The organism is Sphingomonas sp. S-NIH.Pt3_0716, from assembly GCF_003950715.1.
Lineage (GTDB): Bacteria > Pseudomonadota > Alphaproteobacteria > Sphingomonadales > Sphingomonadaceae > Sphingobium > Sphingobium yanoikuyae_A.
Genome location: NZ_QLJK01000007.1, coordinates 26,167 through 51,441, shown reverse-complemented (window position 1 = coordinate 51,441; position 25,275 = coordinate 26,167). Strand labels below are relative to the sequence as shown.

The following is a 25,275-nucleotide window of genomic DNA, read 5'->3' as shown; positions in this document are numbered from 1 at the left end:
ATGGCCGAACCAAGTTCGACCGCAATGCCGACCTTGCGTCAGTTGCTGGCGCGGGCGCATCTGCGCCTGATCCTGTTCGCCGTGTTGATGGCGGGCCTGACGCTGACGGTGACAGGTGTCACCGTCATTCGCGGCTATGCCGCGCGCAACCTGACGCTGATCGCGCAGACCGTCGCCTATACGGTCGAGCCGGCCCTGGTGTTCGAGGATGTCGACGCGGCACGGCGCGGGATCGCCACGGTGGCGGCATCCGAAAGCGTGCGATCGGTCGAGTTGCATGATCGTGACGGACGGCTGATCGCGGCCTGGAACCGGCCCGATCGCGGCATGGCCGGCAACCTGTCCCGGATCGTGGACGCGCTGTTCTGGCCCAGCCCGGTGCGGGTGCCGGTTCATCATGGGCCGGTCGTCGTCGCCGAAGTGCAGGTGTTCGGCGATGCCGGAGGGCTGGGGCGCTATATCCTGTCGGGGGTGGCCACTGCGCTCGCCTGCCTGGGGCTGACCATCGTCGCGACCCAGTTGCTGGCGCGGCGGTTGCAGCGCGACGTGACGGGACCGCTGGCCCATATCGCACAAGTCGCCCATGCAGTTCGCACTGACCGCCAGTTCGATCGGCGCGTGCCGGTCGCCGGCATTCATGAGGTCGATCAGTTCGCGCGCGATTTCAATGCGCTGCTGGATGAACTGGACGAATGGCACACCGGCATTTTGAACGAGAATCGTATCCTGGAGCGCCAGGCGACGCGCGATCCGCTGACCGGCCTTGGCAATCGTGCGATGTTCGAGCGAGAGCTGGCGGCGACCATGGCGCAGGCCGATGCAGGCGACACATCCTTCGCGGTCATCTATGTCGATGTGAACCGGTTCAAGCAGGTCAATGACAGCCATGGCCATGATGCCGGCGATGTCATGCTGATCGTCATCGCGGCGCGGCTGCGGATGGCCTTGCGGCCGGGCGACATGGCCTTCCGTCTGGGCGGCGACGAATTTGCGCTGATCCTGGCGGCCGGGGCGACCCGATCCGAGGCCGATCAGATGTCGGCCCAGATCGGGGCCGGCATGACCCAGCCGATCATGTTGCCGAGCGGCGTCAGCATCCGATCCTCGCTGAGCATCGGCAGCGCTCTCTATCCACAGGACAGTGTCGATCCGCGCGCACTGCTGCGCCATGCCGACGCGGCCATGTATGCGGCCAAGGCGCGGAGCGACGGCCGGAATTGATGATGAGGAACAATATGCGAAAGCTTCTTTCCCTCCTGGCGCTGACTTTGCTGGCAGCCTGTCAGACGGTGCAGCCGAGTGATGGCTTCACCGAAGCACAGAAGACGGTGCTGCGTGCCAATGGCTTTCAGCCGGTCGGCAGCAACTGGGAATTCGGCATGGCCGACCGGCTGTTGTTCTCGACCGACCAGAGCGTGCTGATCCCGGCGCAGCGCGATGTGATCAGCCGGATCGCGAGCGCGCTGGTCGCCGTCGAAGTGCGCGGCGCCAAGGTGGAGGGGCATACGGACAATACCGGCACGGCCGCCTATAATGAGCAATTGTCGCAGAAGCGGGCGCAGGCCGTTGCCGACGCGCTGGCGGCGGGCGGCATGACACCGGCGGCTCTGCATCCGGTGGGCATGGGGTTGCGGGTGCCGGTGGCGAGCAATGACAGCGAGGTCGGCCGTCAGGAAAACCGCCGCGTGGTCATCATCGTCGCACCAGGCGATGCGATGCCGCTTTAACGGCGGATCGGCTCGAAATCCTTCACCCGCGCCATGACGGCGGTGCGCTGGGCATCGGTCATGCTGCGCCAATGGACGATTTCGTCGAGGGTGCGGCCGCAGCCGGTGCAACCTCTGCGTTCCGCATCAAGCGAACAGAGATTGCGGCAGGGGCTCTCGATCGGCGCGGCCATCACATGAAGCTGTAGGGATCGACGTCCACTGCGACGCGGGTGGTCGATTTCCACACCAAATTCCCCAGCCATTCGCGGATCACCGACTGGATGTCGACCTGGCGCGTGGCGTGGATCAGCAAGCGATGGCGATGGCGGCCGCGAAGGACGGAGAGGGGCGCAGGGGCGGGGCCATAGACCCGCATGCCCTCCACCTGCGGCGCCGACTTGCCGATCAGCCGGGCGGTCTGTGCAGCTTCGTCGCTGTCCTCGCTGGAGATGATGATCGCGGCGAAGCGGCCGAAGGGCGGGGCATTGGCGCGGCGGCGATTTTCGGTCTCGATCAGATAGAAGCGCTCGCTGTCGCCGGCGATCAGCGCCTGGATCACTTCGGCATCGGGCATGCGGGTCTGGATGAAGACATGGCCCGGCTTTTCGCCGCGTCCCGCGCGCCCGGCGACCTGCATGATCTGCTGGAAGGTGCGTTCAGACGCGCGCAGATCACCGCCCTCCAGCCCCAGGTCCGCGTCGATCACGCCGACCAGGGTCAGGTTGGGGAAATGATAGCCCTTGGTGATGAGTTGGGTGCCGACGATGATGTCGATGTCGCCGGCCTCGACCGACTTCACGAAATCGGCGGCGCGGGCGGGCGAATGCAGCGTGTCGGACGTGGCGATGGCCACCCGCGCCTGTGGCCACAGCGCCTTCACCTCGTCGGCGATGCGCTCGACGCCTGGGCCGCAGGCGACCAGGCTGTCCTCTTCCTTGCATTCGGGGCAGAAGCGCGGCGCCGGGATGACATGGCCGCAATGGTGGCAGGCGAGCCGCTTGGTCAGGCGATGCTCGACCATCCAACTGGTGCAATTGGGGCATTGGAAGCGATAGCCGCAATGGCGGCACAGCGTCAGCGGCGCATATCCGCGCCGGTTGAGGAAGAGCAGGCTCTGTTCGCCCTTGGCCAGCACTTCCTCCATCGCCACCACCAGCGGCGGCGCGATCCAGCGGCCGCGCTCGGGCGGATCGGTCAGCAGGTTGATGCCCTCGATATCGGGCATCTGCGCGCCGCCGAAACGGGCGGGCAGCTTGATCTCGCGATAGCGGCCAAGGTCGACCTGATGCCGTGTCTCGATCGCCGGCGTGGCGGAGGCCAGAACGACCGGAAAATGTTCGATGAGGCCCCGCATCACCGCGACGTCGCGGGCGTGATAATGGACGCCTTCCTCCTGCTTGAAGCTCGCCTCATGCGCCTCGTCGACGACGATCAGGCCGAGATTTGGGTAGGGCAGGAACAGGGCGGACCGGGCACCGACGACGACACGGGCCTCGCCCGCCGCGATCGCGCGCCAGGCGCGCCGGCGTTCGCTCTGGCGCAGGCCGCTATGCCAGTTGACGGGGACCGTGCCGAAGCGTTTTTCGAACCGCTCCAGAAAGGGTTCGGTCAGGGCGATTTCGGGCAGCAGCACCAAGGTCTGTTTGCCGGCGCGGATGGCAGCGGCGATCGCCTCGAAATAGACCTCGGTCTTGCCCGATCCGGTGACGCCGTCGAGCAGGAAGGGGGCGAATTCATGGGCACGCACCGCGTCCGCCATGTCGGTCGCGGCCGCCATCTGCTGATCGGACAGGGCCGGCGGCGCGTGAGCCGGATCGGGCTCGGGGAAGGGGGTGTCGACGCTGACCTCGACCGGCTCGAACGCGCCGGCCTTCACCAGACCACGGATCACCGTATCGCTGACCCCGCCGATCATCGCCAGTTCGCGCACCAGCCCCTGCCGGTCGCCGATCCGCTCCATCGCCTGGGTCCGCTGTTCGGTCATGCGATCGGGCAACTGGCCGCTGGCACGATATTCGATGACGGTGCGCGTGCCCTCCAGCGCGGACATCGACGCCAGCGCCATGCGCAGCACGGCGGCCGGCGGGGCGAGATAATAGTCGGCGGTCCATTCGATCAGCCGGCGCAGCGTTTCGGGCAGCGGCGGCGCGTCCAGCACTTCCAGCAGGTTGCGCAGCCGGTTGTCGCCGACCGTCTCGACATCCGGAAAGGACTCCTCGTCCCAGACCACGCCGACCAGCTGGCGTGGGCCCAGCGGGGCGACCACGATGCTGCCCGGCCTGGCCGTCATGCCATGGGGGATGCGATAGTCGAGCGGGCCGAGGGCGGCATTGAGCAGGAGGACACGGGCGCGGGCCATGGAGTGTCCTTAACCGCTCTTGCCGTTCTGGCAAATCGTCAGAGCCGCCAGGCGATCGCCAGCCAGGGGACATGGACGACCTCATCGGGTCGGTTGTCGGGGAAACTATGCTGACGCATATAGCTGAGCTGGACGCCGAGCCGTGACGTCAGCACATGACGCAGGCCGATCAGTTGCCGGGTGGTCACAAGTTCGCTGTCCTGGACCGCGCTTGGCTTGTGCAGTTCGAAGAAAAATTCGGCGGAGGTCAGGAGGAACCATTTGCGCTGCTTTTCCAGCGGGATGTCGAGCTGGATACGTTCGCGCAGGCGCCAGGCCGGGCGCGCGGCGCTGTCGATGTAGCGCTGTTCCAGCCGGGTGCGGCTCTGCAGTACGCCCAGGTCGATGATCAGTTGCTGGTGGAAGCGCATTTCCTTCTGCTTCCGGCTGGTAACGAAGGCGAAGCCGCCGCCCAGCTGCACGCCGTCGGCAATCCGATGATCCAGGGTGATCCGTTGCAGCAACTGGTCGTCGGCCGGCCGCAGGCGATAGCTTGTTTCGATGCCGATGCGGTCATTATCGTCAATCTGCACGACGCCGCCAGCGCTGATCCAGGTCTGCGCCTCCTGATCCGCAGCGCGGGCAGAAAAGGGCAGGACGAGCATGGCGAGGGCAGTCAGGCAAATATATGCGCGCATCGCAAATTTCATGGCCGCTCCCCCGTCGCGGAAGAGGTAGAAGGCGGCGGGGGCCAAGGCAATCGCCGTTCGCCCCGATGGCCAATCCATCGGCCAGCCGCTAAAGGGAGCCGATTCGCGAATCCTGCCCTGGAGCATCCCATGAAATTCTTCGTCGACACCGCCGATATTGCCGAAATCCGTGATCTGGCTGCCACCGGCCTGCTGGACGGCGTCACCACCAACCCGTCGCTGATCCACAAGTCGGGCCGCAAGTTCCTGGAAGTGATCGAGGAAATCTGCGGCGTCGTCGACGGCCCGGTATCGGCCGAAGTCGTCGCGCTCGACCATGAGACGATGATGAAGGAAGCTGCGGTCCTGCGGAAGATCGCGCCCAATGTCTGCATCAAGGTGCCGCTGACCATCGACGGCCTCAAGACCTGCAAGGCGCTGACCGACGATGGCGTGATGGTCAACGTCACCCTCTGCTTCTCGGCCAACCAGGCACTGCTCGCGGCCAAGGCCGGCGCCAGCTTCATCTCGCCCTTCGTCGGCCGTCATGACGATAATGGCTTTGACGGCATGCAGTTGATCGAAGACATCCGCCTGATCTACGACAATTACGCGTTCGACACCGAAATCCTGGTCGCTTCGGTCCGTCACCCGATCCACGTGCTCGACAGCGCCAAGATCGGCGCCGACGTGATGACCGCGCCGCCGGCCGTCATCAAGGCCCTGTTCAACCATGTGCTGACCGACAAGGGCATTGCCGGCTTCATGTCGGATTGGGCCAAGACCGGCCAGTCGATCCTCTAAGCGACATTGCCGGCGGGCGGGCGATCGGCCTGCCCGCCGGAACTCCTGCCGCTGCCCGGCCATTGTCTCCGCACAAGGAGGTGGCCATGTTCGTTGCGGTCTATTGGTGGCGCGTCCACCCCGGCAAGGAAGAGCAGTTCCGCGCAGCTTGGCGCCGCGGCACCGACCTGATCCGCGAAAAATATGGCAGCTGTGGATCGCGCCTGCACAGTGATGCGGACGGGCGGTTCGTGGGCTATGCCGAATGGCCGGACGAGGCGACCTGGCGCGCTGCCTTCGACGCGAAGATGGTCTATGACGATCCGGAAACCCGCGCCGCCTTTGTCGATGCAATCGCCGAGGTGCCGGCCGATGCCGACCCGATCTTCACCATGACGGTCACCGACGACCTGCTGGTGCGTGCGACGAGCTGAGCCGGGCGGGAACCTTTTGTTCAGCATATTCGGCTAGATAGCACGCTCCTTTCCCCGATGAACCTGTCCATGCCGATCGACGCCGTCACCATGCTGCTCATGACCCAGGCCATCGCCCTTGTTGCGGCGCTGGTGCTGGCTGCCGAATGGCGTCTGGCGAAGGTGCGCTCGCTCGCCTGGTGGAGCGCGGGATTTGCGACCATCGTGGTGGGCAGCGGCATGTCGGTGCTGCGCACGGCGGACAGCTTCCTTCTCTATGTCTGGCTGGCCAACGGCCTGCTGGTGGTGGCGCATCTGTTGTTCGCCAAGGGCGCGGCCGCCTTCGCCGGGCGACGCCTTCCCGGCATCTGGCTGGGCGTGCTGCTGGTCTGGGTGGCGCTGCTGGGCACCGATCCGGCAAGTGATCGCACTGCCCTGTTCGGCCTCGTCAATTCGGCGCTGGTCGCAATCCTGTCGCTCAAGGCCGCATCCCTCCTGCTTTCGCTCCGCCGCACCAGTGAGGTGCGCGATGCGGTGCGGCTGGGGCATATTTTCCTTGGCCATGGCATCTTCTACCTCGCCAAGTCGGGGCTGATCTTCATGCCGGGCCTGTTCGTTAGCCTGATCGGCTTTAAGGGGCTGCTGATCAAGGCTTCGCTCTATGAGGGCATATTGGTCGAGGTATCGCTGGCGCTGCTGATGCTGGCGGCGGTGCGGCACCGGCGCGAACGGCAGATCACGGCGCTGGCGGAGCGGGATTCGCTGACCGGCGCCTATAATCGCCGCGCGTTCGAGGCGAAGGCGGCGGCCGGGATGGCGCTGGCGCGGCGGGCCGGCCAGCCGGTGGCGCTGCTGCTGTGCGACGTCGATCATTTCAAGGCGGTCAATGACGGCTTTGGTCACGCCACCGGCGACCGGCTGCTGTCGGCGCTAGCCGGGATATTGACGGATTGCGTGCCCGCCGATGCACTGGTGGCGCGGCTGGGCGGCGACGAGTTCGCCGTTCTGCTCTTTGGCCTTCCGCCCGAAAATCTGCCGGCACTCGGCCGCCGCATCTGCCATCGTTTTGCGCAGAGCGGGGCGGGTGTCGCCGGGGCGAGTTTGCAAGTGTCGACCAGCATCGGGGCGGCGGCCAGCATCACGGGCACGGAGGAGTTGCCGCATCTTTTCGATCGGGCGGACCGCGCGCTCTATGATGCCAAGCGCAAGGGGCGCGATCGCATGTCGGTTGAATCGGGCGTGGACCTGAGCGTCGCGACTCCGCCGCTGCGCCTCGCCAAAGTGGCACGTCGCGCCTGATGTCGGTTGTCAGCAAGACTGCTCCTGACCCCCCAGAGTTTCCGGTGCTTTTGTCATCAGAGGATCACGGCTGATTTTCAACTTCTGCTCCTCTGGAAGGGGGGCATTGTCAACTTCTGCTCCGATCCTTGTTTTATGGGCGCGGCAAAGGGGTCTGCTGGCGGACAAGTGTCGCTGGCGGCCATGCCGACAAATCAGATTCACGAAGATCGCGGCGAGGTCCGGGGTAGATCGCGGACACGTTCGGCGCTCAGCGGCATCATATCAATGATGACGAATGACGGAGCGCTTCTGAGGTCCATGTAGGCATTGCCGATGAAGCGGCCTCACAAAGCCTCTGCCTGATGTGCTGTGTTATTCCGATGGTTCTGTAATGCCCATAAGACGGGGGTTGGCTATTTTGGCAAATTGCGCCTTGTGTCTGGGCTGGTATGTAAATTTATTCGCATGATACTTATCGGCGCCATGATGTATATTCGATCGCATCATAGTTTAGGTAAAGTTAATCCGTGATGATATGGTGTATCAGTGCGCTATCATGGCACAATGATCTGATGTAACATTCAGAAACAGTCCAATATGCCGCGATTTTACTTTTGCAGATGACATTCTGCGGAAAGCCTACTATGTAGCCTGTCATGCGCCGCTTGGGACGTTTCCTGCTCTGCCTGATTTCGTTGTCCATGCTGACGACGACGATGGTGCATGCTCAGGAAGTTCCTAACGCTCAGGCGCCCACGATCGAATGCTCCGGTTACGTGCATAGCGATGGCGATGCCGACCAGACGCAGGGTGATGCCGACAAGGGCATGCCGCACCATCATGGTGGTTGTCAGGGCGCTCCGGCGTTTGTGCCGGCTTCGGCCAGCGATGATATGCTCCCCTCCGCGGTGAACGCTCCTGCGTTCATTCCTGCGCCGATCCCGTCCAAGCGCTGGGCCATCGGTCCCGACCTACGCCCACCCATAGCCTGACAGAGCCATAGTGGACCGTTGCGCCTGAATTCAGGCCGCCGGTCGTCCATGACTCGTGTTCAGGATTCCTATTCATGTTCCGATCCATTGCAGCCTTATTGGCTGCCGTGTCCTGCGTCGCTGTGGCGCAGGCACAGGAGATGCCCGCTGCGGTAGCGGGGGCATCACCCTATACGCTTGATCAGGCGGTTGCCGCCGCTGGTGGCAGCGCCCCGGCGGCTGAAGCCGCGCAGGCCAATGTCGAAGCGGCCCGCGCCGCACGTACCGTCGCTGGTCTTCGTCCCAATCCCACCGTGCAGACGCAGGTGGAGAATATCGCAGGAAGCGGACCGTATCGCGGCGTTGGTAGCGCCGAGTCGACGGTCAGCATGGCTGTTCCCATAGAACTGGGTGGCAAGCGGTCCGCACGCATCGCGGTCGCTAATGCCCAGACCGACAAGGCGCTGCTAGTCTCGGCGATCACGCAGGCAGACATCAGGCTGCAGGTCACGCAGCTGTATATCGAAGCGGCTGCTGCCGAACGGCGTGTCCAGACGGCGCGCGATCAGGCGCGCATAGCCGGCGACGCCGCGAACGCTGCGAGTGTACGGGTAAAGGCCGGGCGGGCCTCTCCAATCGAGGAGCAGCGCGCCAATGTCGCGAAGATCAACGCCGATGCCGAACTGGTTCGGACTATCCGGCTGGCACAGGCCAGCCGCGCCAATCTCGAGCGTCGGATTGGGCAACCGATGGGCGGACCGCTCGATACGGCCTGGTTGGAGCGTTTGCCACGTGGTTATGGTCCCGAAGTCCCACCGAGCGCGGTAGGTACGCTGGCCCTGGCGGCCGCAGATGCGGACCTTGCCGTGGCTGATGCCAATGTTCGACTCGCCAATTCTCAACGAGTCCCCAATCTCGAAGCTGGCCCCGGTTTACGCAGGCTGTCAGCCACCAACGACACGGCCTTGATCTTCACGGTCACGATGCCGATCCCGATCTTCAATTCGGGCAAGGCAGCTGTCGCGCAGGCTCGCGCGCAGCGCAATCAGGTGGAAGCCCAGAAGCGGATGACAGTGCTCGATGTCGAGCAGGCAATCACCGACGCGCAGACATCGGCATCGAATGCCGCAGTCACTGCACAGACGGCTATTGGTCCTGCCCTTGAGGCGGCCCAGGAAGCAGCCCGTATTGCGCGCATCGGCTATCGCGAAGGCAAGTTCGGCCAGCTCGATCTGCTCGATGCCGAACGCACGCTGGCCCAGACGCGCCTCGCCGCCATCGACGCACTTGCCTCTTATCAGAATGCCCGCGCGCAACTGGAGCGCCTGACAGCGCCCGCGCCGGAACAGGGGAACTGATCCATGACATCCAAGAAGATCATCTACGCCGCCTTGCCCCTGTCCCTGATGCTGGCGCTCGCCGCTTGCGGAAGCGGTGCCGAGGAGAACCCGACCAACGAGGCGGCGCCCGCTGCTGAAGCAAAGACAGGGGATAAAGCCGAAGAGGGCAAGATCACGCTCTCGGCCGATCAGATCGCATCGGCTGGCATTCAGACGGCGCGCCCGATGATGGGCGGCTCGGGCACGATCGAGCTCCCCGCTACCATCGATGGCGACCCTCAGGGCACGCAGGTGGTATCGGCCGCGATCGGTGGCCGCGTGGTTTCGCTGACCCGTAACCTTGGGCAGTCGATCGGTCGCGGCCAGACGCTTGCCGTGATCGAGAGCCGCGAGGCCGCCTCGCTCAACGCCGAGACCGAAGCTGCTCGCGCACGGCTGTCTCTGGCGAACAGCAATCTCGCCCGCGAACAGCGTCTGTTTTCGCAGCGCGTCTCGCCTGAGCAGGATCTCATCGCTGCACGCACCGCAGCGACCGAAGCCCGCATCGCCCTTCGTCTGGCGCAGCAGCAGGTTTCTGCTGCGGGCACGGGTGGCGGCGGCCTCAATCGCATCGGCATCGTGGCGCCTATGTCGGGTCAGGTTATCGGCCGCAGCGTGGTGCTGGGGCAGACGGTCGCGGCGGATGCTGAATTGTTCCGCGTCGCCAACCTTTCGAGCGTGTCGCTTTCGCTCAACCTGCAGCCGCAGGATGCGGGCCGGGTGCGTCCGGGCGCAACGGTGAATATCAAGGCAGCTGGTCGACAGGCGACCGCGAAGGTGACGTTCGTGTCGCCGGCGCTCGATGCCAATACGCGACTGGTTCCCGTCATCGCGACTCTCGACAATCGTGATGGCCTCTGGCGCGTCGGCGAGCCGGTTACGGCATCGGTCGCGCTCACCGGCAGCGGCGGCGATGGCGCGATCCGTGTGCCGCTGACTGCCGTGCAGACGGAAGAGAGCCGGTCGGTCGTCTTCGTCCGGACCAAGACCGGGTTCCAGGCAACCGCCGTCCAATTGGGCGACAGTGCCGGCGACAGCGTGATCATCAAGTCGGGCCTGAAGGGCACCGAGGAGATCGCCACCGTCAATAGCTTCACGCTCAAGGCCGAACTCGGCAAGAGCGAAGCCGCGGAGGACTGAGCCGATGATCGCCCCAATCGTAACATGGGCGGTTCACAAGCGCTGGCTCGTCCTGCTGCTGACCGCCATTGCCGCCGTGATCGGCGCCGCCGCCCTGTCTCGCCTGCCTATCGACGCAGTGCCGGACATCACCAACAATCAGGTGCAGATCAACGTCCGTGCGCCCGCGCTTTCGCCCGAACTGGTCGAAAAGCAGGTGGCGTTCCCGATCGAGACTGCGCTCGCCGGCATTCCGGGCCTCGAATATAGCCGTTCGCTTAGCCGCAATGGTTTCGCGCAGGTGACGGCGGTCTTCTCCGATCAGACGGATATCTTTTTCGCCCGCCAGCAGGTCGGCGAGCGCCTGACAGGCGTGTCCGAGAACTTGCCCGATGGCGTAACGCCCGAAATGGGCCCGATCGCCACCGGTCTGGGCGAGGTCTATATGTGGACCGTCCGTCTGGAGCATCGCAAGGACGACAAGCACCAGCCGGGTGAACCCGGCATGCAGCCCGATGGCAGCTACATCACGCCGGAAGGCGAACGGCTGACGAACGACACCGACAAGGCGACCTACCTGCGTACCGCGCAGGACTGGATCGTTTCGCCGCTGCTGAAGAACACTCAGGGCTTGGCCGGCGTCGATTCGATTGGCGGCTATGCCAAGCAGTTCCTCGTCGTGCCCGACGTCCAGCGCCTGGCTTCGATGGGGATCACGCTGACGCAGCTCAGCACAGCCCTCGAACGCAACAACAACAGCGTCGGTGGCGGCTTCGTCAATCGCAATGGCGAAGGTCTGGCAGTCCGTGCGGACGCTCTTGTCCGTAACGCCGACGAACTTTCCAAGATCGTGGTGGCCACCCGGGAAGGTGTACCCATCACCCTTGGTCAGGTTGCATCTGTTCGTACCGGTCAGGCGATTCGCATGGGGTCGGCGTCCGAAAACGGAACTGAGGTCGTCGTCGGCACCGCCATCATGCGGATCGGCGAGAATAGCCGCACCGTCGCGACCGCAGTCGCCAACCGGCTGGAGGAGATCAACGCCTCACTGCCGCCAGACGTAATCGTCCAGCCTGTGCTGAACCGTACGGCGCTGGTGAACTCGACCATCAAGACGGTCGCCAAGAATCTGGGCGAAGGCGCGGTCCTTGTCATCGTGGTGCTGTTTCTGCTGCTCGGCAACTTCCGTGCCGCGCTGATCGCCGCCGTCATCATCCCGGTGACCATGATGCTGACCGGCTTTGGCATGTTGCGTGCCGGGGTGTCAGCGAACCTCATGAGCCTTGGCGCGCTCGACTTTGGCCTCATTGTCGATGGCGCCGTCATTATCGTCGAAAATGCCCTGCGACGCATGGCTGAGCATCAGCATCACGAAGGGCGTCTGCTCACCGTGAAGGAACGGCTGGATACGGTCGCTTCTGCTGCCCGGGAGATGATCAAGCCGTCGGTCTATGGCCAGGCGATCATCATCCTCGTTTATGTGCCGCTCCTCACCCTGACCGGTGTCGAGGGCAAGACCTTCGTGCCGATGGCGCTTACCGTCATCATCGCGCTGGTCTGCGCCTTTATCCTCTCCCTGACCTTTGTTCCCGCCGCGATCGCCCTGTGGCTGTCCAAGCGGATCGAAGAGAAGGAAGGACGGATCATGAGCTGGCTCAAGGCCCGCTACGAACCCGGTCTCGACCGGGCGATGAAGCGGCCTGTCGTCACTGTCGGCGCGGGTGTCGGCGGCTTCGTCCTTGCAATCCTGGCCTTCATGTCTCTGGGACAGGTTTTCCTGCCGCAGCTCGATGAGGGCGACCTGTTGATCCAGGCCCTGCGTATTCCGGCGACGTCGGTACAGCAGAGCCAGGCGATGCAGGTGCCGCTTGAACAGATGATGTCGAAGCAGCCGGAGGTGAAGTTCGTCTTCTCCAAGACGGGTACGGCCGAACTGGCATCCGACCCGATGCCGCCAAATGCCACGGACATGTTCGTCATCCTCAAGGACCGGAAGGAATGGCCGGACCCCAGCCTGAAGAAGGAGGAACTCATCTCTCGGATCGAGGGTGAGCTCGCCAAATTCCCGGGCAACGCCTACGAGATCACTCAGCCGATCCAGATGCGCTTCAACGAGCTCATCGCCGGCGTGCGCGGTGATATCGCGGTCAAGGTCTTCGGCGACGACTTCAACTCGATGAATGCGACGGCGGAGAAGATCGCCAGCGTCCTGCGCCGCACGCAGGGGGCGGCTGACGTGAAGGTCGAGCAGACCACGGGCCTTCCGATGCTCGACATCCGCGTCAATCGCGATGCCATGGCCCGCCTCGGCGTTACCGCTCAGGACGTGCAGGACATCGTGAACGCAACGCTGGGCGGCCAGCAGTCGGGCATGATCTTCGAAGGCGACCGCCGTTTCCCGGTGGTGATCCGTCTTTCCGAAGCGCAGCGCGCCGACATATCGCTGCTGAGCCAGGTTCAGGTGCCGACTCCGGGCGGGCAGTTTGTCCCGCTGGCCAGCGTGGCGGATATCCGCGTCGTTGACGGTCCCAACCAGATCAGTCGTGAGAACGGCAAGCGTCGCGTCGTCGTCCAGGCGAACGTGCGTGGGCGTGACGTCGGCGGCGTGGTCGCAGATGCGCAGGCTGCCATTGGTAAGGAAATGCGTCTTCCTCCAGGCAGTTATCTCGAATGGGGTGGCCAGTTCGAGAATCTGGCATCGGCTCAGGAACGCCTGCAACTGGTGATCCCGGCCTGCTTTGTCCTGATCCTGCTGCTCCTCTATGGAGCGTTGGGGTCGGTCCGTGATGCAGCGATCGTGTTCACCGGCGTTCCGCTCGCTCTGGTGGGTGGCGTGCTGGCCCTCTTCTTGCGGGGCATGGACTTCTCCATCTCCGCAGCGGTCGGGTTCATCGCGCTGTCCGGCATCGCGGTCCTGAACGGCCTCGTCATGGTGTCCTCCATTCAGGATCTCATGCGAACCGGCATGGACCGCGCCGAAGCCGCTCGGGTGGGCGCGCTTCAGCGTCTGAGGCCGGTGGTCATGACGGCGCTGGTTGCGAGCCTTGGCTTCGTGCCGATGGCCCTGGGCAGTGGTGCTGGCGCCGAAGTCCAGAAGCCGCTGGCGACGGTCGTAATCGGCGGCCTGATCTCCGCGACGCTCCTGACCCTGTTCGTCCTGCCGACGCTCTACGCGCGATACGGCCGCACGACGATGGACGAGGAGGATGATCCAGAGATCGAGGTCTCCCCGTCTGTTCAACCGCAGCACTGATGTGACGGGAGGGCAGCAACTGCCCTCCCGCCTCTTCCTGATCGAAGGAAAGGATCAGACCGATGAGAGAGGAAACCATGTTCAGTCCTCAGATCTCGCGTTTGCGGGCGTGGACGCTGTTGGCCGACCTCAATCGCTATGAAGCATGGCATCCCCACTATCGCTTTGGCGCGGGGGTCGTCGAACTTGGGAACAAGATCGACATGACCTGGACGCTGATGGGCAAGCAGGCATCGCTGGAAGCCAGAATTGTAGCCAATGATAAGCCCGATATCATCCGCTGGAGAGCAGCCACATTGCCGCTTTTCAGCATCGAAGAGGGGTATGAAATTTATGAGGATGAGACCGGTCTGCATGTCCGGCATAGCTTCGAATGCAAGGGTATCCTTGGATTGTTGGCACGCCCGCTAGCTACAGGCCTTCGCCGTCAAATGAGAACGCAGGACGCGAGTTTCATGGCGGCGGTGAAGCGCACGGTCCGCGCAGTCTCTCCAGCCAATCGCCACAAGCGGCGCTCGCTCAGCGTGATCAAGGGCAGGGGGAAGAGCGATGGTTGAGACCAAACCTGCCGGTGATCAGAGGATGGAGCGCAAAACGCTCTGGATCGTGCTGATCTTGAATGTCCTCATATCTGTTGCCTTCTTTGTCGTGGGCTTCACTGGAGACTCCAGCGCGCTCATCGCCAATGGCGTCGACAATCTGTCGGATGCTCTCGTCTATGCGCTGAGCCTTGTAGCTTTGAGCCGGGGACTCTTGTGGAAGAGCAGGGCGGCAATGTTCTCCGGCTCCATGCTGCTGGTCTTTGCAGTCGGCATCCTCATCGATGTCGGTCGTCGATATGTCTATGGCAGCGAGCCCATCGGCACGGCGATGATGGCGATGTCGGCAGTGGCAGCCGTCGTAAACTTCATTTGCCTGAGGCTTCTGCAACGGCTTGAGCAGCCCGACGTCAACATGCGTGCTGCGACCACCTTCAGCTTCAACGACTTCATCTCGAATGGCGGGATACTGATCGCAGGCGTGCTGGTCTGGTGGCTCGGCACAAACTGGCCGGATCTCCTTGTCGGCGTCGCGACTGCGCTGATCGCCATCAAGGGCGGGGTCGAAATCCTTCAGGACGCTCGTAGCGAAATTCGGGAGGCCAAAGGTCGCCCAGAAACCAAGGAAGTCTGACATGACGAACCGTACTTCTTCGAATGGACTTCCCTGTCCGGTCTGCAAAGTCGACCTCCTCATGAGCGAAAGGCAGGGTATCGAGATCGATTATTGTCCCCAGTGCCGCGGGGTTTGGCTCGACCGTGGTGAACTCGACAAGATCATCGAACGCAGCATCAGCGAAACTCAGCCGGCCGAACGGCGTGAAGGCACGCTGGGTGTGTTCGGCTCAAAGCATGGAAGCGATCGTGGCGATAGCCACGGATCTCGGGGCGGCCATCATGGTCGTCGCAAGGGCTTCCTGCGGGAACTGTTCGACTGATGACCAGCTTGGCCGCCGCACCTACCCCTGTGTGTGAGAACGGCCCGCGCCATGGGCGGCTTCCCTCGCCGTCCATGGCGACAGTTTATCCTCCGGATCCGGGAAACAATATGCGCCTGAAACAATATCGTTTGAGCCGTCTCTCCCTGACTGGAGGAGCCCTGATGCTCAGCCTGATGGGATGCCAGCAGAATAGCGGCGGTGATGAAAGTCGCCATGATCGTAACTCAACGCCAGCGTTAGTAGGCGAGCATCTCTATGTCTGCGAGGATGGCACCCAGCTCGATGGGGATTTCCTGGTCGACGGACTGACACTCGATCTGGCCATCCTACCGGATCAGAAGCCTATCCGGCTCACCGCGCCCGACACGGGCCTGACCTATGTCGGCAACAAGCTGAACGTCAGCCTGACCGGCGTAGACACGTTGAAGCTGGTACGCGCGGATCAGAAACCGCTGATCTGCAGGAGAACTCGGACGATCAGCAAGCAAGGACGCCTGCATCCACCCTGATGGTAACTGCTTTTACCGAAGATAGCGTGCCCCAACCAGGATGATGGTCATGATTGAAAAACTCCGCCTCGATGTCCCCCTGCTGCTCCCCGAAGTCATCGACACGGCTGATGGCTGCGTTTCGCGCCTGATATCCTTGATCGAAAGCCGTCCCGGCGTCTCTGAAGTGCATGTAACGAAGGAGCCAGCCGGTACACTGCCGCAGTTGTGCATCCACTATGATCCGGACGCGATCTCACTTCCGCGTATCCGGGAGCTGGCGAAGGCGGCGGGGACGCAGATCGCAGAGCGCATCGGCCATGTGGTGTGGGAGGTCGACGGCATCGGCCACCAGAGGCGGGCCAGGTCCATTGGCGAAACGCTTCGCGCGCTGTCAGGCGTGCTCGAAGCCGAAGCCATTCTTCCTGGGACAGTGCGGGTCGAGTTCGATCGTATGCTCACTTCGGAAGATGGAATTCTTACGGCGCTTCGCGATGCAGGTGTAAGCCCGAGGGCTCTCACCGCTCCGGACAAGAAGCCGTCGGCACATGACCATGACAAGGATCACGATCACCCGGCTGGCGAGAAGCACGACCATGATCATGGGCACGGCGGATTGCTTGGACCCAACACCGAGCTGATTTTCGCTTTGGCCTGCGGCGGCGCGCTGGGCGTGGGTTACCTCATCGAGACGTTCCTGCAGGCACCCGCCTGGGTTCCGTTCGCTCTCTTCATCGCTGCTTATGTCTTCGGCGGTTTCTACACCGTGCGTGAGGCTATCGAAAATCTGCGCCAGAAGCGCTTCGAGATCGACACGTTGATGCTTGTGGCAGCAGCAGGTGCGGCCGCTCTTGGGGCATGGGCCGAAGGTGCTTTGCTGCTGTTCCTCTTCAGTCTGGGGCATGCGCTAGAGCACTACGCCATGGGCCGCGCCAAGCGTGCAATCGAAGCGCTGGCCGAACTGGCGCCGCGGACGGCCACTGTTCGGCGCATGGATGGTGGCTCCAGTGTCGTGCCGGTCGAGGAACTGGTCCTCGGTGATGTCGTCATCATCAAGCCGGACGAACGCATCGCGGCCGATGGCTTCGTCATCAAGGGGAACTCTGCCGTCAATCAGGCGCCGGTTACCGGCGAAAGCATCCCCGTCGATAAGGAGCCTGTAGAAAGCCCTGAGGCGGCCCGAACCAATCCCGACCGTGTCGCGGCAGCAAGCCGGGTCTTCGCCGGCACAATCAATGGCAGCGGTTTGATCGAGATCGAGGTCACGCGGCTGTCGAGCGAAAGCACGCTCGCCAAGGTCGTGAAGATGGTCAGCGAAGCGGAAACGCAGAAATCGCCGACACAGCGGTTCACCGATCGTTTCGAGCGCTTCTTCGTGCCTGCGGTGCTTGTATTGGCGTTCCTGTTGCTGTTCGCATGGGTCGTCGTCGACGAGCCTTTCCGCGACAGTTTCTATAGGGCGATGGCCGTCCTTGTGGCCGCCAGCCCCTGCGCGCTGGCCATCGCGACGCCGAGCGCCGTGCTGTCGGGTGTTGCCCGTGCAGCGCGTGGCGGCGTCCTGGTGAAGGGCGGTGCCCCGCTCGAATTGCTGGGTTCGCTCGACGCTATCGCGTTCGACAAGACCGGCACGCTGACGATGGGTGAGCCGCGCATCCAGCAGATCATCCCGGCGCCTGGCGTCACCAGGGACGAGCTGATGGCGCTGGCGGTGGCTGTAGAAAGCCTCAGCGACCATCCCTTGGCCCAGGCAATTGCGCGAGATGGGCGCGAGCATATTGGCGATCATCCAGTTCCGGAGGCTGAAAATCTGAAAAGCCTCACGGGTCGCGGCATCTCGGCTCTTGTCGGTGAGGACGAAGTTCTCATTGGCAAGGCCGAGATGTTCGGCAGCGATGGCATCGCCCCGCTGTCCACCGAGATGGATGCTGCGATCAAGACGCTCCGGGAGGCAGGACAGACCAGCATGGTCGTGCGCAGCGGCTCGCGGGATATGGGGGCTATCGGTCTTCTGGATACGCCGCGCGAAGCAGCCCGCGCGGCGCTGGAACGCCTGCGCGAGATCGGCATCAAGCGGATGGTCATGATCTCGGGCGATCACCAGCGTGTGGCTGATGCCATAGGCAAGCAGGTCGGGATCGATGAAGCCTGGGGCGATCTCATGCCTGAAGACAAGGTCGAGGCCATCAAGAAGCTGCGAGCCGAGACCAAGGTCGCCATGGTCGGCGACGGCGTGAACGATGCACCAGCTATGGCGACCGCAACCGTGGGTATCGCCATGGGCGCAGCCGGCTCAGATGTTGCTTTGGAGACAGCCGATGTGGCGCTCATGGCCGACAATCTGTCGCACCTGCCGTTTGCGGTGGGCCTCAGCCGGAGCACGCGCTGGGTTATCAGGCAGAATGTGTTCGTCAGCCTGGGTGTCGTCGCCTTCCTCGTACCGGCGACCATCCTGGGTCTTGGCATCGGACCGGCTGTCGCCCTTCATGAAGGATCGACTCTGTTGGTGGTCATCAACGCGCTGCGGCTTCTGGCATATCGGGATCCGGTCCGTGCCTGAGCAGGGCGCGGGCCACCATCGAGACGCGACGTGAGGATCGGACGATTCGACGCCATCTTCGTCGGGACAGGCATATTGATATGCGTCGCGCTCGCTGTCGTGGGAGTGTGGGTGGTGTCCGGCGTACTGCACGCACCGCCCAATGATCCTCCCGCCGCGAAGCGTATGAACTTCACGATCCGGCCGGGCGAAACGCAGCGGGTAGCAGTCTATGTGGCGGGCGAGGGGACCGTACGGTTCGTGAGCGACAGTCTCGGGGCGAAGGTCCGCTATCGCCTTCGCCTGGAAGATGGGCACCAGGGCTCCATTCTTGCCGATACGATTGCTTCAGGCGCTCAGCGGGGGGAGTTACGCCCCCAGCATGGCAGCTTGTACGAATGGTCTTGGAACAACCTATCGCCCGGGCCGGTGCATGTAGGCTTCTTTGCCGAGGGCAATTTCGACATCCTGAACCGAACAGGCGCTCGTCAGCCTGAATCCTTGGTGGCCCCCTGATTTTAAGAATTGGGCGCTACACCTCTCACATCATAGACAATGGAGCACCGCGATGATCGTCGGAGCGCGTCCCCGCCTGCAGCAGATAATCCTCGAAATCTGGAAGCCACTGACCATCCTGTTTGCTTGGGATGTGGCAGTCACCATCTTCCACCGGTTCATGCCAATCAAGGAGCCCGCGCTGCCAGTCGCACTGTTCGGCACGGCCATAGCTTTGTTTCTCGGCTTCAGGACGAACGCCGCTTACGCCCGCTGGTGGGAGGCGCGCACCTTATGGGGCGCCTTGATCAATGCATCGCGCAGCATTGCCCGGTTGTGCCGCAATGTATTGCCAGCTGGCCCGGAAGCGGAGGCCATTGTGCTGCGGCAGATCTCTTTCGCGCACGCGATGCGGTGCCGGCTGCGGGGGCAGGATCCGACAGAGGATATTGAGCGGCTGGCGGGCAAGGAGGCGGCCGAAGTCGCTGCCGAGCGTACGAACCGCCCCAACGCGCTGCTCGAGGACATGTCTCGCATCGTGTCTGGAGCGCGGGCTGATGGAAAGATCGACACCATCCAGCAGTCCCTGTTCGAACGAGTGATGATCGACATCGCCAATGCCCAGGGTGGCATGGAGCGGATCAAGAACACGCCGCTGCCCAGCGGCTTCGAGTTTATGCCGAACTTCTTCACGCGGCTGTTCTGCGTGCTGTTACCGATCTCGTTGGTAGAGACGCTGGATCTCTACACACCGATAGGATCGACCCTGATCGGGATGATCTTCCTGGCTGCGTTGCGGATCGGGCAGGATCTGACGGACCCGTTTGCCAACACCGTCCATGACGTGCCGCTATCAACGATGTGTCGGACGATCGAAATCGACCTTTTGGAGTCTTTGGGGCGGAAGAGCCCGGGGCCGCTTCCTCCTGTGGCGGGAACGCAGTGGTAGGGTAGGGGATCAAAGGCCGGACGTAGCCGTTACACCCTCCAACAGGCCGTAAAGGGGCGGAAATCAATCGTTACGATCGAGTTGGGCGCCGGCGACAGACGGTTCCTATCTGCCTTGCGCCCCCATTCATTTGAAGGAGTATGAAGTGGCAACAGCAAGCGTAATCAACACGCAACCGACACCGGACGAGGCCCTGCAGCGCCTGGTCGATGGCAACGAAGCTTTCGTGGCCGATGCGCCGGTGCCGGCCGACTTGTCACGCGAGCGGCGCTTGGCGCTGGCAGAAGGTCAGCAGCCGTTTGCGACGCTGGTGGGCTGTTCGGACTCTCGCGTTGGCCCAGAACAGCTGTTCGGCGCCGGCCTCGGCGAACTGTTCATTGTCCGGACTGCCGGTAACAACGTGGACACCGCCGGCATGGGGTCAATCGAATATTCGGTGGCCGTGCTGAAGGTGCCGCTCATCGTCGTGCTGGGGCATGAAAAGTGCGGTGCCGTTGCGGCAGCCGCCGACGTCGTGACGAAGGACACACGGTTTCCGGGCAGCATCGCTCGTATGATCGAGCCGATCGTGCCGGCCGTTTTGGCGGCTCAGCGCAACGTTGGCGAAGACAAGCTGGTCGATACCGCGGTCGAGGAAAACGTCCGGCGCATGGTCGAACGTCTGCAGAAGTTTTCGGAGCCGATGCTGATAGAGCCGCAAGATCGTGGAGAGTTGAAGGTCGTGGGCGCTGTGTACGAGCTGTCAACGGGCCGGGTGCGCTGGCTATAAGGCGGCAAGCATCCCTGACGGACGTGATCGGAAATTGAACCGATCATGTCCGTTAAGATGGCATGGATATTGGAAGTGTAGGTAAGCTTTGATACGATTTCTCCAGTGGCATATCGTAACATGATCGATATCCACAGTTTTCGGCAAGAAAAGGGACGTCGCAGCCGAAAATCACTGTAGCGTCGTTGCCAAGATGTTCTATCATTGGCTCATGGGGAAGAAGATCACCGATAATCAGCTCATTGGCGAGCTGGGAGAAGCGGCCGTTCGCAAGCGGTTCCTGTCCATGGGCTTTCAGTTTGACCATCGCAGTCGACTGGAAGCCGGTATCGACGGGCTAGCTGAGGTCATGATTGAGGGTGAGCCGACAGCGCGGATGATCGCCGTCCAGATTAAGTCGACCAGGGCTGGTAAATACACGTCCGAGACGGAAACTGGGTTTACATATCTCCTCGACGTGAAAGACCTTCAATATTGGAAGACGTCCAATTTGCCGGTCATCGTGGTGATGTATCGCGAAAGCGACGATAGCCATTATTGGGCTCAGGTTCAGTCGCAACCAGGCGTTGAGCAGCGCCGCCTCACTTTCGATAAGGCTCGGGACGTTCTCGACAAGTCATCTCTTGATAGGCTTGCGGCCCTGACGGTCCCTATCAACGGTTTTGGCTACTATGTGCCGCCGTTGGGCGGTGGTGAAACCGCATTGGTCAACCTGCTGCCGATCAAACTGCCGGCCGAGATATTCGTCGCGAGCACCCCTTTCGATCGCAAAAGCGCGATCAAAGAGATGTACGACACGGGTGAAACGGTGCGGTACGACTGGGTGATCAAGGATGGGACGTTTTGGTCGTTCCATGATCCCCGCGAAGCGGTGACTGGCGCCATAGTCGATCTGGACCAGGTGGAAGCCGTCGAGACCCGCATGATCGGATATCATGAGGACATCGACGAGCAGAACAACTTCGCGTTCCTGTTGCGTCAGACGCTCCAGCACCAGATGCAGGACGACCTGGCATGGGACAAAGATGGTCGGGTGTTTTATGTCAGGGCGCTTGAAGACAGCCAGCCTCGCACGTTCCATTATCAGTCCGCCAAGGTGAAGACGAAGGCCGACGTGGTGAACGTCATCATGAGCACCAAGGTGAAAGACAAGGTCGGCTTCGTGCGGCATCACGCCTTTGCACCCAAATTCGAGTGCATGATGGATCAGTGGTTCTTGATGGTCAGCCCGACCTACCACTTCACGACAAACGGCTACTATCGCCATCCATTCCCCGACGCGTTGCTGTCGGGGAAGAAGCGTTTGGAAAATAATGCGGCGATACGGGGGCAGGTGATCATGTGGCATCGTTTCCTCACAAAGAATGAGGAAGGTGGCACCGATCTGTTCGCCGAGCCTGTCGGGCCAGCAGTGGTGTTGCGCTTTGATCCACCCCCGGAGATCGAACTGCCAACGACCGTACCGGATGATGTCTGGGGACGGCGGCCGGCCGCAGAGCAAGATGATGGTGAGACGTCGGGGTCATTGTTCGATGAAGTTTGAATGTCGGATATTCGACGAGCCGCTGCTCGAGTTCGGCGACCAGCATAGCCATCAGGATCCTCGCCTCGGCCTAACCGACGCTGGTCCTTTACAGGCTCCGTTGGGCGATAAAATTCGCGTAGGTGTCGTAGGCGATGCCAAGACCGTCGAGGGCTCTAAGCAGTTCTTGGTGGCGGCGGCTAGCGGCTTTGCGTCGAAGGCGGAAAGCCATCCAAACATGAATCCCCATTTTCCGGGCCTTCATAACAACAACCCTTTCCGCTGTGGCTTTGAAATTGACGATGACGCTTGCAGCACGCTGACTAGAGCGCAGATCGATCGCATCCTGAAAGAGCCTCATCACGGCAAAGCCGTTGAGATGGCAGTTGATGCCATCATGGATAGTCTCCAGGCGATCGATGACAGCGGAAATCGACCTGATGTCGCATTAGTTGCGCTTCCGGTTGCCCTCATTGAGCGGGTCTGGAACGCCAAAACGGATGCCGATGGGACCACAGAGCAAGAAGATGCGGGCGGCTCTGATGCTCCTAATTTCCGGGGCCTGCTCAAGGCCAAGGCGATGCCGCTCAACTTCCCGATCCAGATCATCTGGGAAGACGTCATTGACGAGAAGGCCAAGATCCCTCGGAAGGTGAAGGTCAGCAGCGATCGGAAGATCCAGGATCAGGCCGGGCGGACCTGGAACCTGCTAACCACCCTCTACTACAAGGGAACGGGGCGTATCCCGTGGCGTCGTTTGCCGAAGGAAGGCGAGTTTCGCGCCTGTTACATCGGGGTCAGCTTTTACCGGGATGTCAGCGGCCAACAGCTTTGGACCAGTGCGGCTCAGATGTTCGACGAACGTGGCCGTGGGTTCATTTTGAAGGGCAAGCGGGCACAGACGGAGACGCGAGGCCGGCATCCTTACATGACCGAAAGCGACGCCTATGATCTGGTGAAGGGCGCGCTCAAAGCCTATCGCGACCATCACAAGCATCCGCCAGCGCGGGTGATCATTCTGAAAACATCGCGCTTTCGGGCTGAAGAGGCCGATGGCATCCTTCGCGCGCTCGACGAAGCAGAAACCGAGTTTCGCGATCTTGTCTGGGTCCAAGAGTCGTATGACGCCAAAATCCTAAGAGATGGCGATTATCCGGTTCTGCGAGGTACGTTCGTCGAGCTGGACGGCAAAGGGTTACTCTACACGAACGGCAGCATCCCGTATTACGGCACATATCCAGGCCTGTATGTGCCGCGGCCGCTGCTCCTATGTCCTCATCCTAGCAGCGACAGCACAGTGGCACAGATTGCTGAAGAGGTCTTTTCGCTGACCAAGATCAACTGGAATTCAACCCAGATGAATCAGCGTCTACCGGTCCCCATTCGCGCTGCTCGTAAGGTCGGCGAGGTGCTGAAGTATCTGGAGGAGGGGCAGTCGGTTAGCGCTGACTATCGACGGTACATCTGATTTGGCGTTCAGGTGAGAGGCGCCGATCGTATGTTGTCATAAATTTATCCCACATTTTCTCGAATCGTAAAAATGTGGGATAAATTGCGATATTCCTGTCGGTTATGCCACTGTCGCGACTTCGACGGTAAGGTGCTGGAGCTCATGAACGGGCACCAGGCGCCGCCGGATTTCCGTCGCATCTACACCCGGATGGGCAGCGACGCCGACGATCGCTGAGTGGGCTTCGGGGCCGACCTTCCAGACGTGCAGATCCGTGATCCGGGCATCGCCTGTCGTTTCGACCAACTCGCGGACTTCATCGGCTACGTGGCGATCTGTGCGGTCCAGGAGAATGGCGGCCGTGTCGCGCATCAGCGACCATGACCAGCGCGCAATCACGATGGCGCCGACGATGCCCATGATTGGATCCATCCACACCCAGCCCAGATAGCGGCCGGCCAACAGAGCTGCGATTGCCAGCACCGATGTCAGGGCATCAGCGAGAACATGCATATAGGCGGAACGCAGGTTGTTGTCGCCACCATGGCTGTGGCCATGCGAATGCCCATGATCGTGGTGGTGGTGATGACCATGGTTGTGTCCATGACCACCAGATAGGAGGAAGGCCGACGCTATGTTCACGAGCAGTCCGAGGATTGCGATCCATGTGGCTTCCGCGAAGGCGACGTTGATAGGCTCAAACAGCCGCATGACGGACTCAACGCCGATAGCGAGGGCGATGATGCCCAGGACGAGGGCCGATGCGAAGCCGGCGAGATCCCCGACTTTCCCGGTGCCGAAGCTGAAGTCGCCGTTATGAGCATTGCGTTTCGCGTAGGCATAAGCCGCGGCTGCAACACCAAGCGCTCCGGCATGGGTGGCCATATGGAAGCCGTCAGCCAGTAGGGCCATCGATCCAGTAGTGTAACCAGCGACAATCTCTGCCACCATCATGAGGGCGGTGAGCACCACGACCCAGAGTGTCCGGCGGGCATTGTCGTCATGGCTGGCGGCCAGGAACATATGTTCGTGCGTCAGATGGCCGGTATCGGCCAGCACGGCGGTCTTGGTGCTCACTTGCTGTACCTCCGGATGATCGTGACGAGATCCTCTGCGCCCTGCTGGCGTTCTTCTGCCGACAAGCCGTCGCGAGCGACGTGCGACTCTAGATGCTCGACGATGATCTCATCGAGAAGCCCATTCACGGCGCCGCGAACGGCTGCGACCAGATGGAGGACTTCGGTGCAATTCGCATTGCCGCCAAGCGCGCGTTCTACTGCGCCAACCTGACCCGCGATGCGCTTGATTCGCCCGAGTAGCGCGTCTCGGTTCTCATTGATGTGAGCCATTTTCCCTCGGCAGCCTCGGTGTCACGCAGCAAATTGCTGCTGGTCGGATGATGCCTTATAGGGTAGGGGGGTAGGGTATTCAAATAAATTCGATGGAACGATCTGTGCGCTCGCCTTGCATTGAACTTTGTGGTTTTGACGCCTCGTCCGGCTGGTGCCGTGGTTGCGGCCGTTCTCGTGAGGAAGTGCGTCGTTGGCGCAATCTGCGCCCGGGCGAGGCGTGTAAGGTTTCGGCGGACTTGCCACAGCGCCTGTCCAAGCTGCGCGCAAAGAGCCTGACGAATGATCGCACCGACGACTGA

The 25,275-nt window shown here is 62.1% G+C and carries 25 protein-coding genes; 20 read left to right on the top strand and 5 right to left on the bottom strand.

What is annotated here, in order from left to right; translation table 11 throughout:
• Together dgcN and yfiB are read left to right on the top strand one after the other, a co-directional pair.
• On the top strand, positions 1-1,221 hold the full coding sequence (dgcN, locus tag BRX37_RS07200) for a diguanylate cyclase DgcN/YfiN (RefSeq protein WP_125986071.1): 1,221 nt from the start codon (positions 1-3) through the stop codon (positions 1,219-1,221).
• A gap of 14 nt (positions 1,222-1,235) precedes the next feature.
• Complete coding sequence (gene yfiB / locus BRX37_RS07195) at positions 1,236-1,727, top strand: outer membrane lipoprotein YfiB (protein ID WP_125986070.1); 492 nt, start codon at positions 1,236-1,238, stop codon at positions 1,725-1,727.
• Here yfiB and BRX37_RS07190 read toward each other — a convergent pair.
• Genes BRX37_RS07190 through BRX37_RS07180 form a run of 3 tightly spaced genes read right to left on the bottom strand, consistent with a single transcriptional unit; the run spans position 1,724 to position 4,745 of the window.
• Complete coding sequence (locus BRX37_RS07190; RefSeq protein ID WP_125986069.1) at positions 1,724-1,900, bottom strand: DUF1289 domain-containing protein; 177 nt, start codon at positions 1,898-1,900, stop codon at positions 1,724-1,726. The two genes, yfiB and BRX37_RS07190, sit on opposite strands and share 4 nt — an antisense overlap.
• Positions 1,900-4,068 carry a primosomal protein N' gene (locus tag BRX37_RS07185; RefSeq protein WP_125986068.1) on the bottom strand — a complete coding sequence of 723 codons (2,169 nt, stop codon included), beginning with the start codon at positions 4,066-4,068 and terminating at the stop codon, positions 1,900-1,902. The genes BRX37_RS07190 and BRX37_RS07185 overlap by 1 nt, the downstream gene beginning before the upstream one ends.
• A gap of 38 nt (positions 4,069-4,106) precedes the next feature.
• Positions 4,107-4,745 carry a DUF2490 domain-containing protein gene (locus BRX37_RS07180; protein ID WP_318276628.1) on the bottom strand — a complete coding sequence of 213 codons (639 nt, stop codon included), beginning with the start codon at positions 4,743-4,745 and terminating at the stop codon, positions 4,107-4,109.
• 141 nt (positions 4,746-4,886) lie between these two features.
• On the opposite strand from BRX37_RS07180, the gene fsa reads away from it, so the two are divergent.
• The 17 genes from fsa to BRX37_RS07095 all read left to right on the top strand — a co-directional run bounded on the left by fsa (position 4,887) and on the right by BRX37_RS07095 (position 23,642).
• Positions 4,887-5,540 carry a fructose-6-phosphate aldolase gene (gene fsa / locus BRX37_RS07175; RefSeq protein WP_004210778.1) on the top strand — a complete coding sequence of 218 codons (654 nt, stop codon included), beginning with the start codon at positions 4,887-4,889 and terminating at the stop codon, positions 5,538-5,540.
• A gap of 86 nt (positions 5,541-5,626) precedes the next feature.
• Positions 5,627-5,953: an antibiotic biosynthesis monooxygenase family protein gene (locus tag BRX37_RS07170; RefSeq protein WP_125986066.1), complete on the top strand. Its 327-nt coding sequence runs from the start codon at positions 5,627-5,629 to the stop codon at positions 5,951-5,953.
• A gap of 69 nt (positions 5,954-6,022) precedes the next feature.
• Positions 6,023-7,231: a diguanylate cyclase domain-containing protein gene (locus BRX37_RS07165; RefSeq protein WP_318276627.1), complete on the top strand. Its 1,209-nt coding sequence runs from the start codon at positions 6,023-6,025 to the stop codon at positions 7,229-7,231.
• Positions 7,232-7,914: 683 nt separating this feature from the next.
• On the top strand, positions 7,915-8,205 hold the full coding sequence (locus tag BRX37_RS07160) for a hypothetical protein (RefSeq protein WP_312251023.1): 291 nt from the start codon (positions 7,915-7,917) through the stop codon (positions 8,203-8,205).
• Between the two features lie 74 nt (positions 8,206-8,279).
• A complete protein-coding gene (locus BRX37_RS07155; RefSeq protein WP_125986064.1) occupies positions 8,280-9,542 on the top strand; it encodes a TolC family protein in 1,263 nt (420 codons plus the stop codon).
• A 3-nt stretch (positions 9,543-9,545) separates the two neighbouring features.
• A complete protein-coding gene (locus BRX37_RS07150; protein ID WP_125986063.1) occupies positions 9,546-10,703 on the top strand; it encodes an efflux RND transporter periplasmic adaptor subunit in 1,158 nt (385 codons plus the stop codon).
• Between the two features lie 4 nt (positions 10,704-10,707).
• Positions 10,708-13,935 carry an efflux RND transporter permease subunit gene (locus tag BRX37_RS07145; protein ID WP_125986062.1) on the top strand — a complete coding sequence of 1,076 codons (3,228 nt, stop codon included), beginning with the start codon at positions 10,708-10,710 and terminating at the stop codon, positions 13,933-13,935.
• Between the two features lie 62 nt (positions 13,936-13,997).
• The gene (locus BRX37_RS07140) at positions 13,998-14,492 is read left to right on the top strand and encodes an SRPBCC family protein (RefSeq protein ID WP_048938607.1); all 495 of its coding nucleotides are present in this window, start codon (positions 13,998-14,000) and stop codon (positions 14,490-14,492) included.
• Positions 14,485-15,108 (top strand): cation efflux transmembrane domain-containing protein, encoded by a 624-nt coding sequence (locus BRX37_RS07135; protein WP_048938608.1) that lies wholly within the window; start codon positions 14,485-14,487, stop codon positions 15,106-15,108. Before BRX37_RS07140 ends, BRX37_RS07135 begins: the two co-directional genes overlap by 8 nt.
• Before the next feature lie 61 nt (positions 15,109-15,169).
• The gene (locus BRX37_RS07130; protein WP_048938609.1) at positions 15,170-15,412 is read left to right on the top strand and encodes a TFIIB-type zinc ribbon-containing protein; all 243 of its coding nucleotides are present in this window, start codon (positions 15,170-15,172) and stop codon (positions 15,410-15,412) included.
• 74 nt (positions 15,413-15,486) lie between these two features.
• Positions 15,487-15,924, top strand: coding sequence for a hypothetical protein (locus tag BRX37_RS07125; RefSeq protein ID WP_318276626.1), 438 nt, complete (start codon positions 15,487-15,489; stop codon positions 15,922-15,924).
• 49 nt (positions 15,925-15,973) lie between these two features.
• Positions 15,974-18,460: a heavy metal translocating P-type ATPase gene (locus tag BRX37_RS07120; RefSeq protein WP_182115411.1), complete on the top strand. Its 2,487-nt coding sequence runs from the start codon at positions 15,974-15,976 to the stop codon at positions 18,458-18,460.
• Positions 18,461-18,625: 165 nt separating this feature from the next.
• Complete coding sequence (locus BRX37_RS07115) at positions 18,626-18,955, top strand: hypothetical protein (RefSeq protein ID WP_279606490.1); 330 nt, start codon at positions 18,626-18,628, stop codon at positions 18,953-18,955.
• Between the two features lie 52 nt (positions 18,956-19,007).
• The gene (locus BRX37_RS07110; RefSeq protein ID WP_037510716.1) at positions 19,008-19,883 is read left to right on the top strand and encodes a bestrophin family protein; all 876 of its coding nucleotides are present in this window, start codon (positions 19,008-19,010) and stop codon (positions 19,881-19,883) included.
• A gap of 130 nt (positions 19,884-20,013) precedes the next feature.
• Complete coding sequence (locus BRX37_RS07105; protein ID WP_318276625.1) at positions 20,014-20,652, top strand: carbonic anhydrase; 639 nt, start codon at positions 20,014-20,016, stop codon at positions 20,650-20,652.
• Between the two features lie 211 nt (positions 20,653-20,863).
• A complete protein-coding gene (locus tag BRX37_RS07100) occupies positions 20,864-22,195 on the top strand; it encodes a DUF4365 domain-containing protein (RefSeq protein WP_037510774.1) in 1,332 nt (443 codons plus the stop codon).
• A complete protein-coding gene (locus tag BRX37_RS07095; protein ID WP_037510712.1) occupies positions 22,185-23,642 on the top strand; it encodes an argonaute/piwi family protein in 1,458 nt (485 codons plus the stop codon). The genes BRX37_RS07100 and BRX37_RS07095 overlap by 11 nt, the downstream gene beginning before the upstream one ends.
• A 102-nt stretch (positions 23,643-23,744) precedes the next feature.
• Here BRX37_RS07095 and dmeF read toward each other — a convergent pair whose 3' ends face one another.
• Positions 23,745-24,647, bottom strand: coding sequence for a CDF family Co(II)/Ni(II) efflux transporter DmeF (gene dmeF / locus BRX37_RS07090; protein WP_052076666.1), 903 nt, complete (start codon positions 24,645-24,647; stop codon positions 23,745-23,747).
• A gap of 50 nt (positions 24,648-24,697) precedes the next feature.
• Complete coding sequence (locus tag BRX37_RS07085) at positions 24,698-24,973, bottom strand: metal/formaldehyde-sensitive transcriptional repressor (protein WP_080727059.1); 276 nt, start codon at positions 24,971-24,973, stop codon at positions 24,698-24,700.
• Positions 24,974-25,065: 92 nt separating this feature from the next.
• On the opposite strand from BRX37_RS07085, the gene BRX37_RS07080 reads away from it, so the two are divergent.
• Positions 25,066-25,275, top strand: coding sequence for a DUF1289 domain-containing protein (locus tag BRX37_RS07080; protein WP_318276624.1), 210 nt, complete (start codon positions 25,066-25,068; stop codon positions 25,273-25,275).

Coding starts and splice junctions, on each gene's coding strand:
- dgcN (WP_125986071.1), top strand. CDS start 1: ATGGCCGAACCAAGTTCGACCGCAATGCCGACCTTGCGTCAGTTGCTG.
- yfiB (WP_125986070.1), top strand. CDS start 1,236: ATGCGAAAGCTTCTTTCCCTCCTGGCGCTGACTTTGCTGGCAGCCTGT.
- BRX37_RS07190 (WP_125986069.1), bottom strand. CDS start 1,900: ATGGCCGCGCCGATCGAGAGCCCCTGCCGCAATCTCTGTTCGCTTGAT.
- BRX37_RS07185 (WP_125986068.1), bottom strand. CDS start 4,068: ATGGCCCGCGCCCGTGTCCTCCTGCTCAATGCCGCCCTCGGCCCGCTC.
- BRX37_RS07180 (WP_318276628.1), bottom strand. CDS start 4,745: ATGCGCGCATATATTTGCCTGACTGCCCTCGCCATGCTCGTCCTGCCC.
- fsa (WP_004210778.1), top strand. CDS start 4,887: ATGAAATTCTTCGTCGACACCGCCGATATTGCCGAAATCCGTGATCTG.
- BRX37_RS07170 (WP_125986066.1), top strand. CDS start 5,627: ATGTTCGTTGCGGTCTATTGGTGGCGCGTCCACCCCGGCAAGGAAGAG.
- BRX37_RS07165 (WP_318276627.1), top strand. CDS start 6,023: ATGCCGATCGACGCCGTCACCATGCTGCTCATGACCCAGGCCATCGCC.
- BRX37_RS07160 (WP_312251023.1), top strand. CDS start 7,915: ATGCTGACGACGACGATGGTGCATGCTCAGGAAGTTCCTAACGCTCAG.
- BRX37_RS07155 (WP_125986064.1), top strand. CDS start 8,280: ATGTTCCGATCCATTGCAGCCTTATTGGCTGCCGTGTCCTGCGTCGCT.
- BRX37_RS07150 (WP_125986063.1), top strand. CDS start 9,546: ATGACATCCAAGAAGATCATCTACGCCGCCTTGCCCCTGTCCCTGATG.
- BRX37_RS07145 (WP_125986062.1), top strand. CDS start 10,708: ATGATCGCCCCAATCGTAACATGGGCGGTTCACAAGCGCTGGCTCGTC.
- BRX37_RS07140 (WP_048938607.1), top strand. CDS start 13,998: ATGAGAGAGGAAACCATGTTCAGTCCTCAGATCTCGCGTTTGCGGGCG.
- BRX37_RS07135 (WP_048938608.1), top strand. CDS start 14,485: ATGGTTGAGACCAAACCTGCCGGTGATCAGAGGATGGAGCGCAAAACG.
- BRX37_RS07130 (WP_048938609.1), top strand. CDS start 15,170: ATGAGCGAAAGGCAGGGTATCGAGATCGATTATTGTCCCCAGTGCCGC.
- BRX37_RS07125 (WP_318276626.1), top strand. CDS start 15,487: ATGGCGACAGTTTATCCTCCGGATCCGGGAAACAATATGCGCCTGAAA.
- BRX37_RS07120 (WP_182115411.1), top strand. CDS start 15,974: ATGATTGAAAAACTCCGCCTCGATGTCCCCCTGCTGCTCCCCGAAGTC.
- BRX37_RS07115 (WP_279606490.1), top strand. CDS start 18,626: ATGAACTTCACGATCCGGCCGGGCGAAACGCAGCGGGTAGCAGTCTAT.
- BRX37_RS07110 (WP_037510716.1), top strand. CDS start 19,008: ATGATCGTCGGAGCGCGTCCCCGCCTGCAGCAGATAATCCTCGAAATC.
- BRX37_RS07100 (WP_037510774.1), top strand. CDS start 20,864: ATGGGGAAGAAGATCACCGATAATCAGCTCATTGGCGAGCTGGGAGAA.
- BRX37_RS07095 (WP_037510712.1), top strand. CDS start 22,185: ATGAAGTTTGAATGTCGGATATTCGACGAGCCGCTGCTCGAGTTCGGC.
- dmeF (WP_052076666.1), bottom strand. CDS start 24,647: ATGTTCCTGGCCGCCAGCCATGACGACAATGCCCGCCGGACACTCTGG.
- BRX37_RS07085 (WP_080727059.1), bottom strand. CDS start 24,973: ATGGCTCACATCAATGAGAACCGAGACGCGCTACTCGGGCGAATCAAG.
- BRX37_RS07080 (WP_318276624.1), top strand. CDS start 25,066: ATGGAACGATCTGTGCGCTCGCCTTGCATTGAACTTTGTGGTTTTGAC.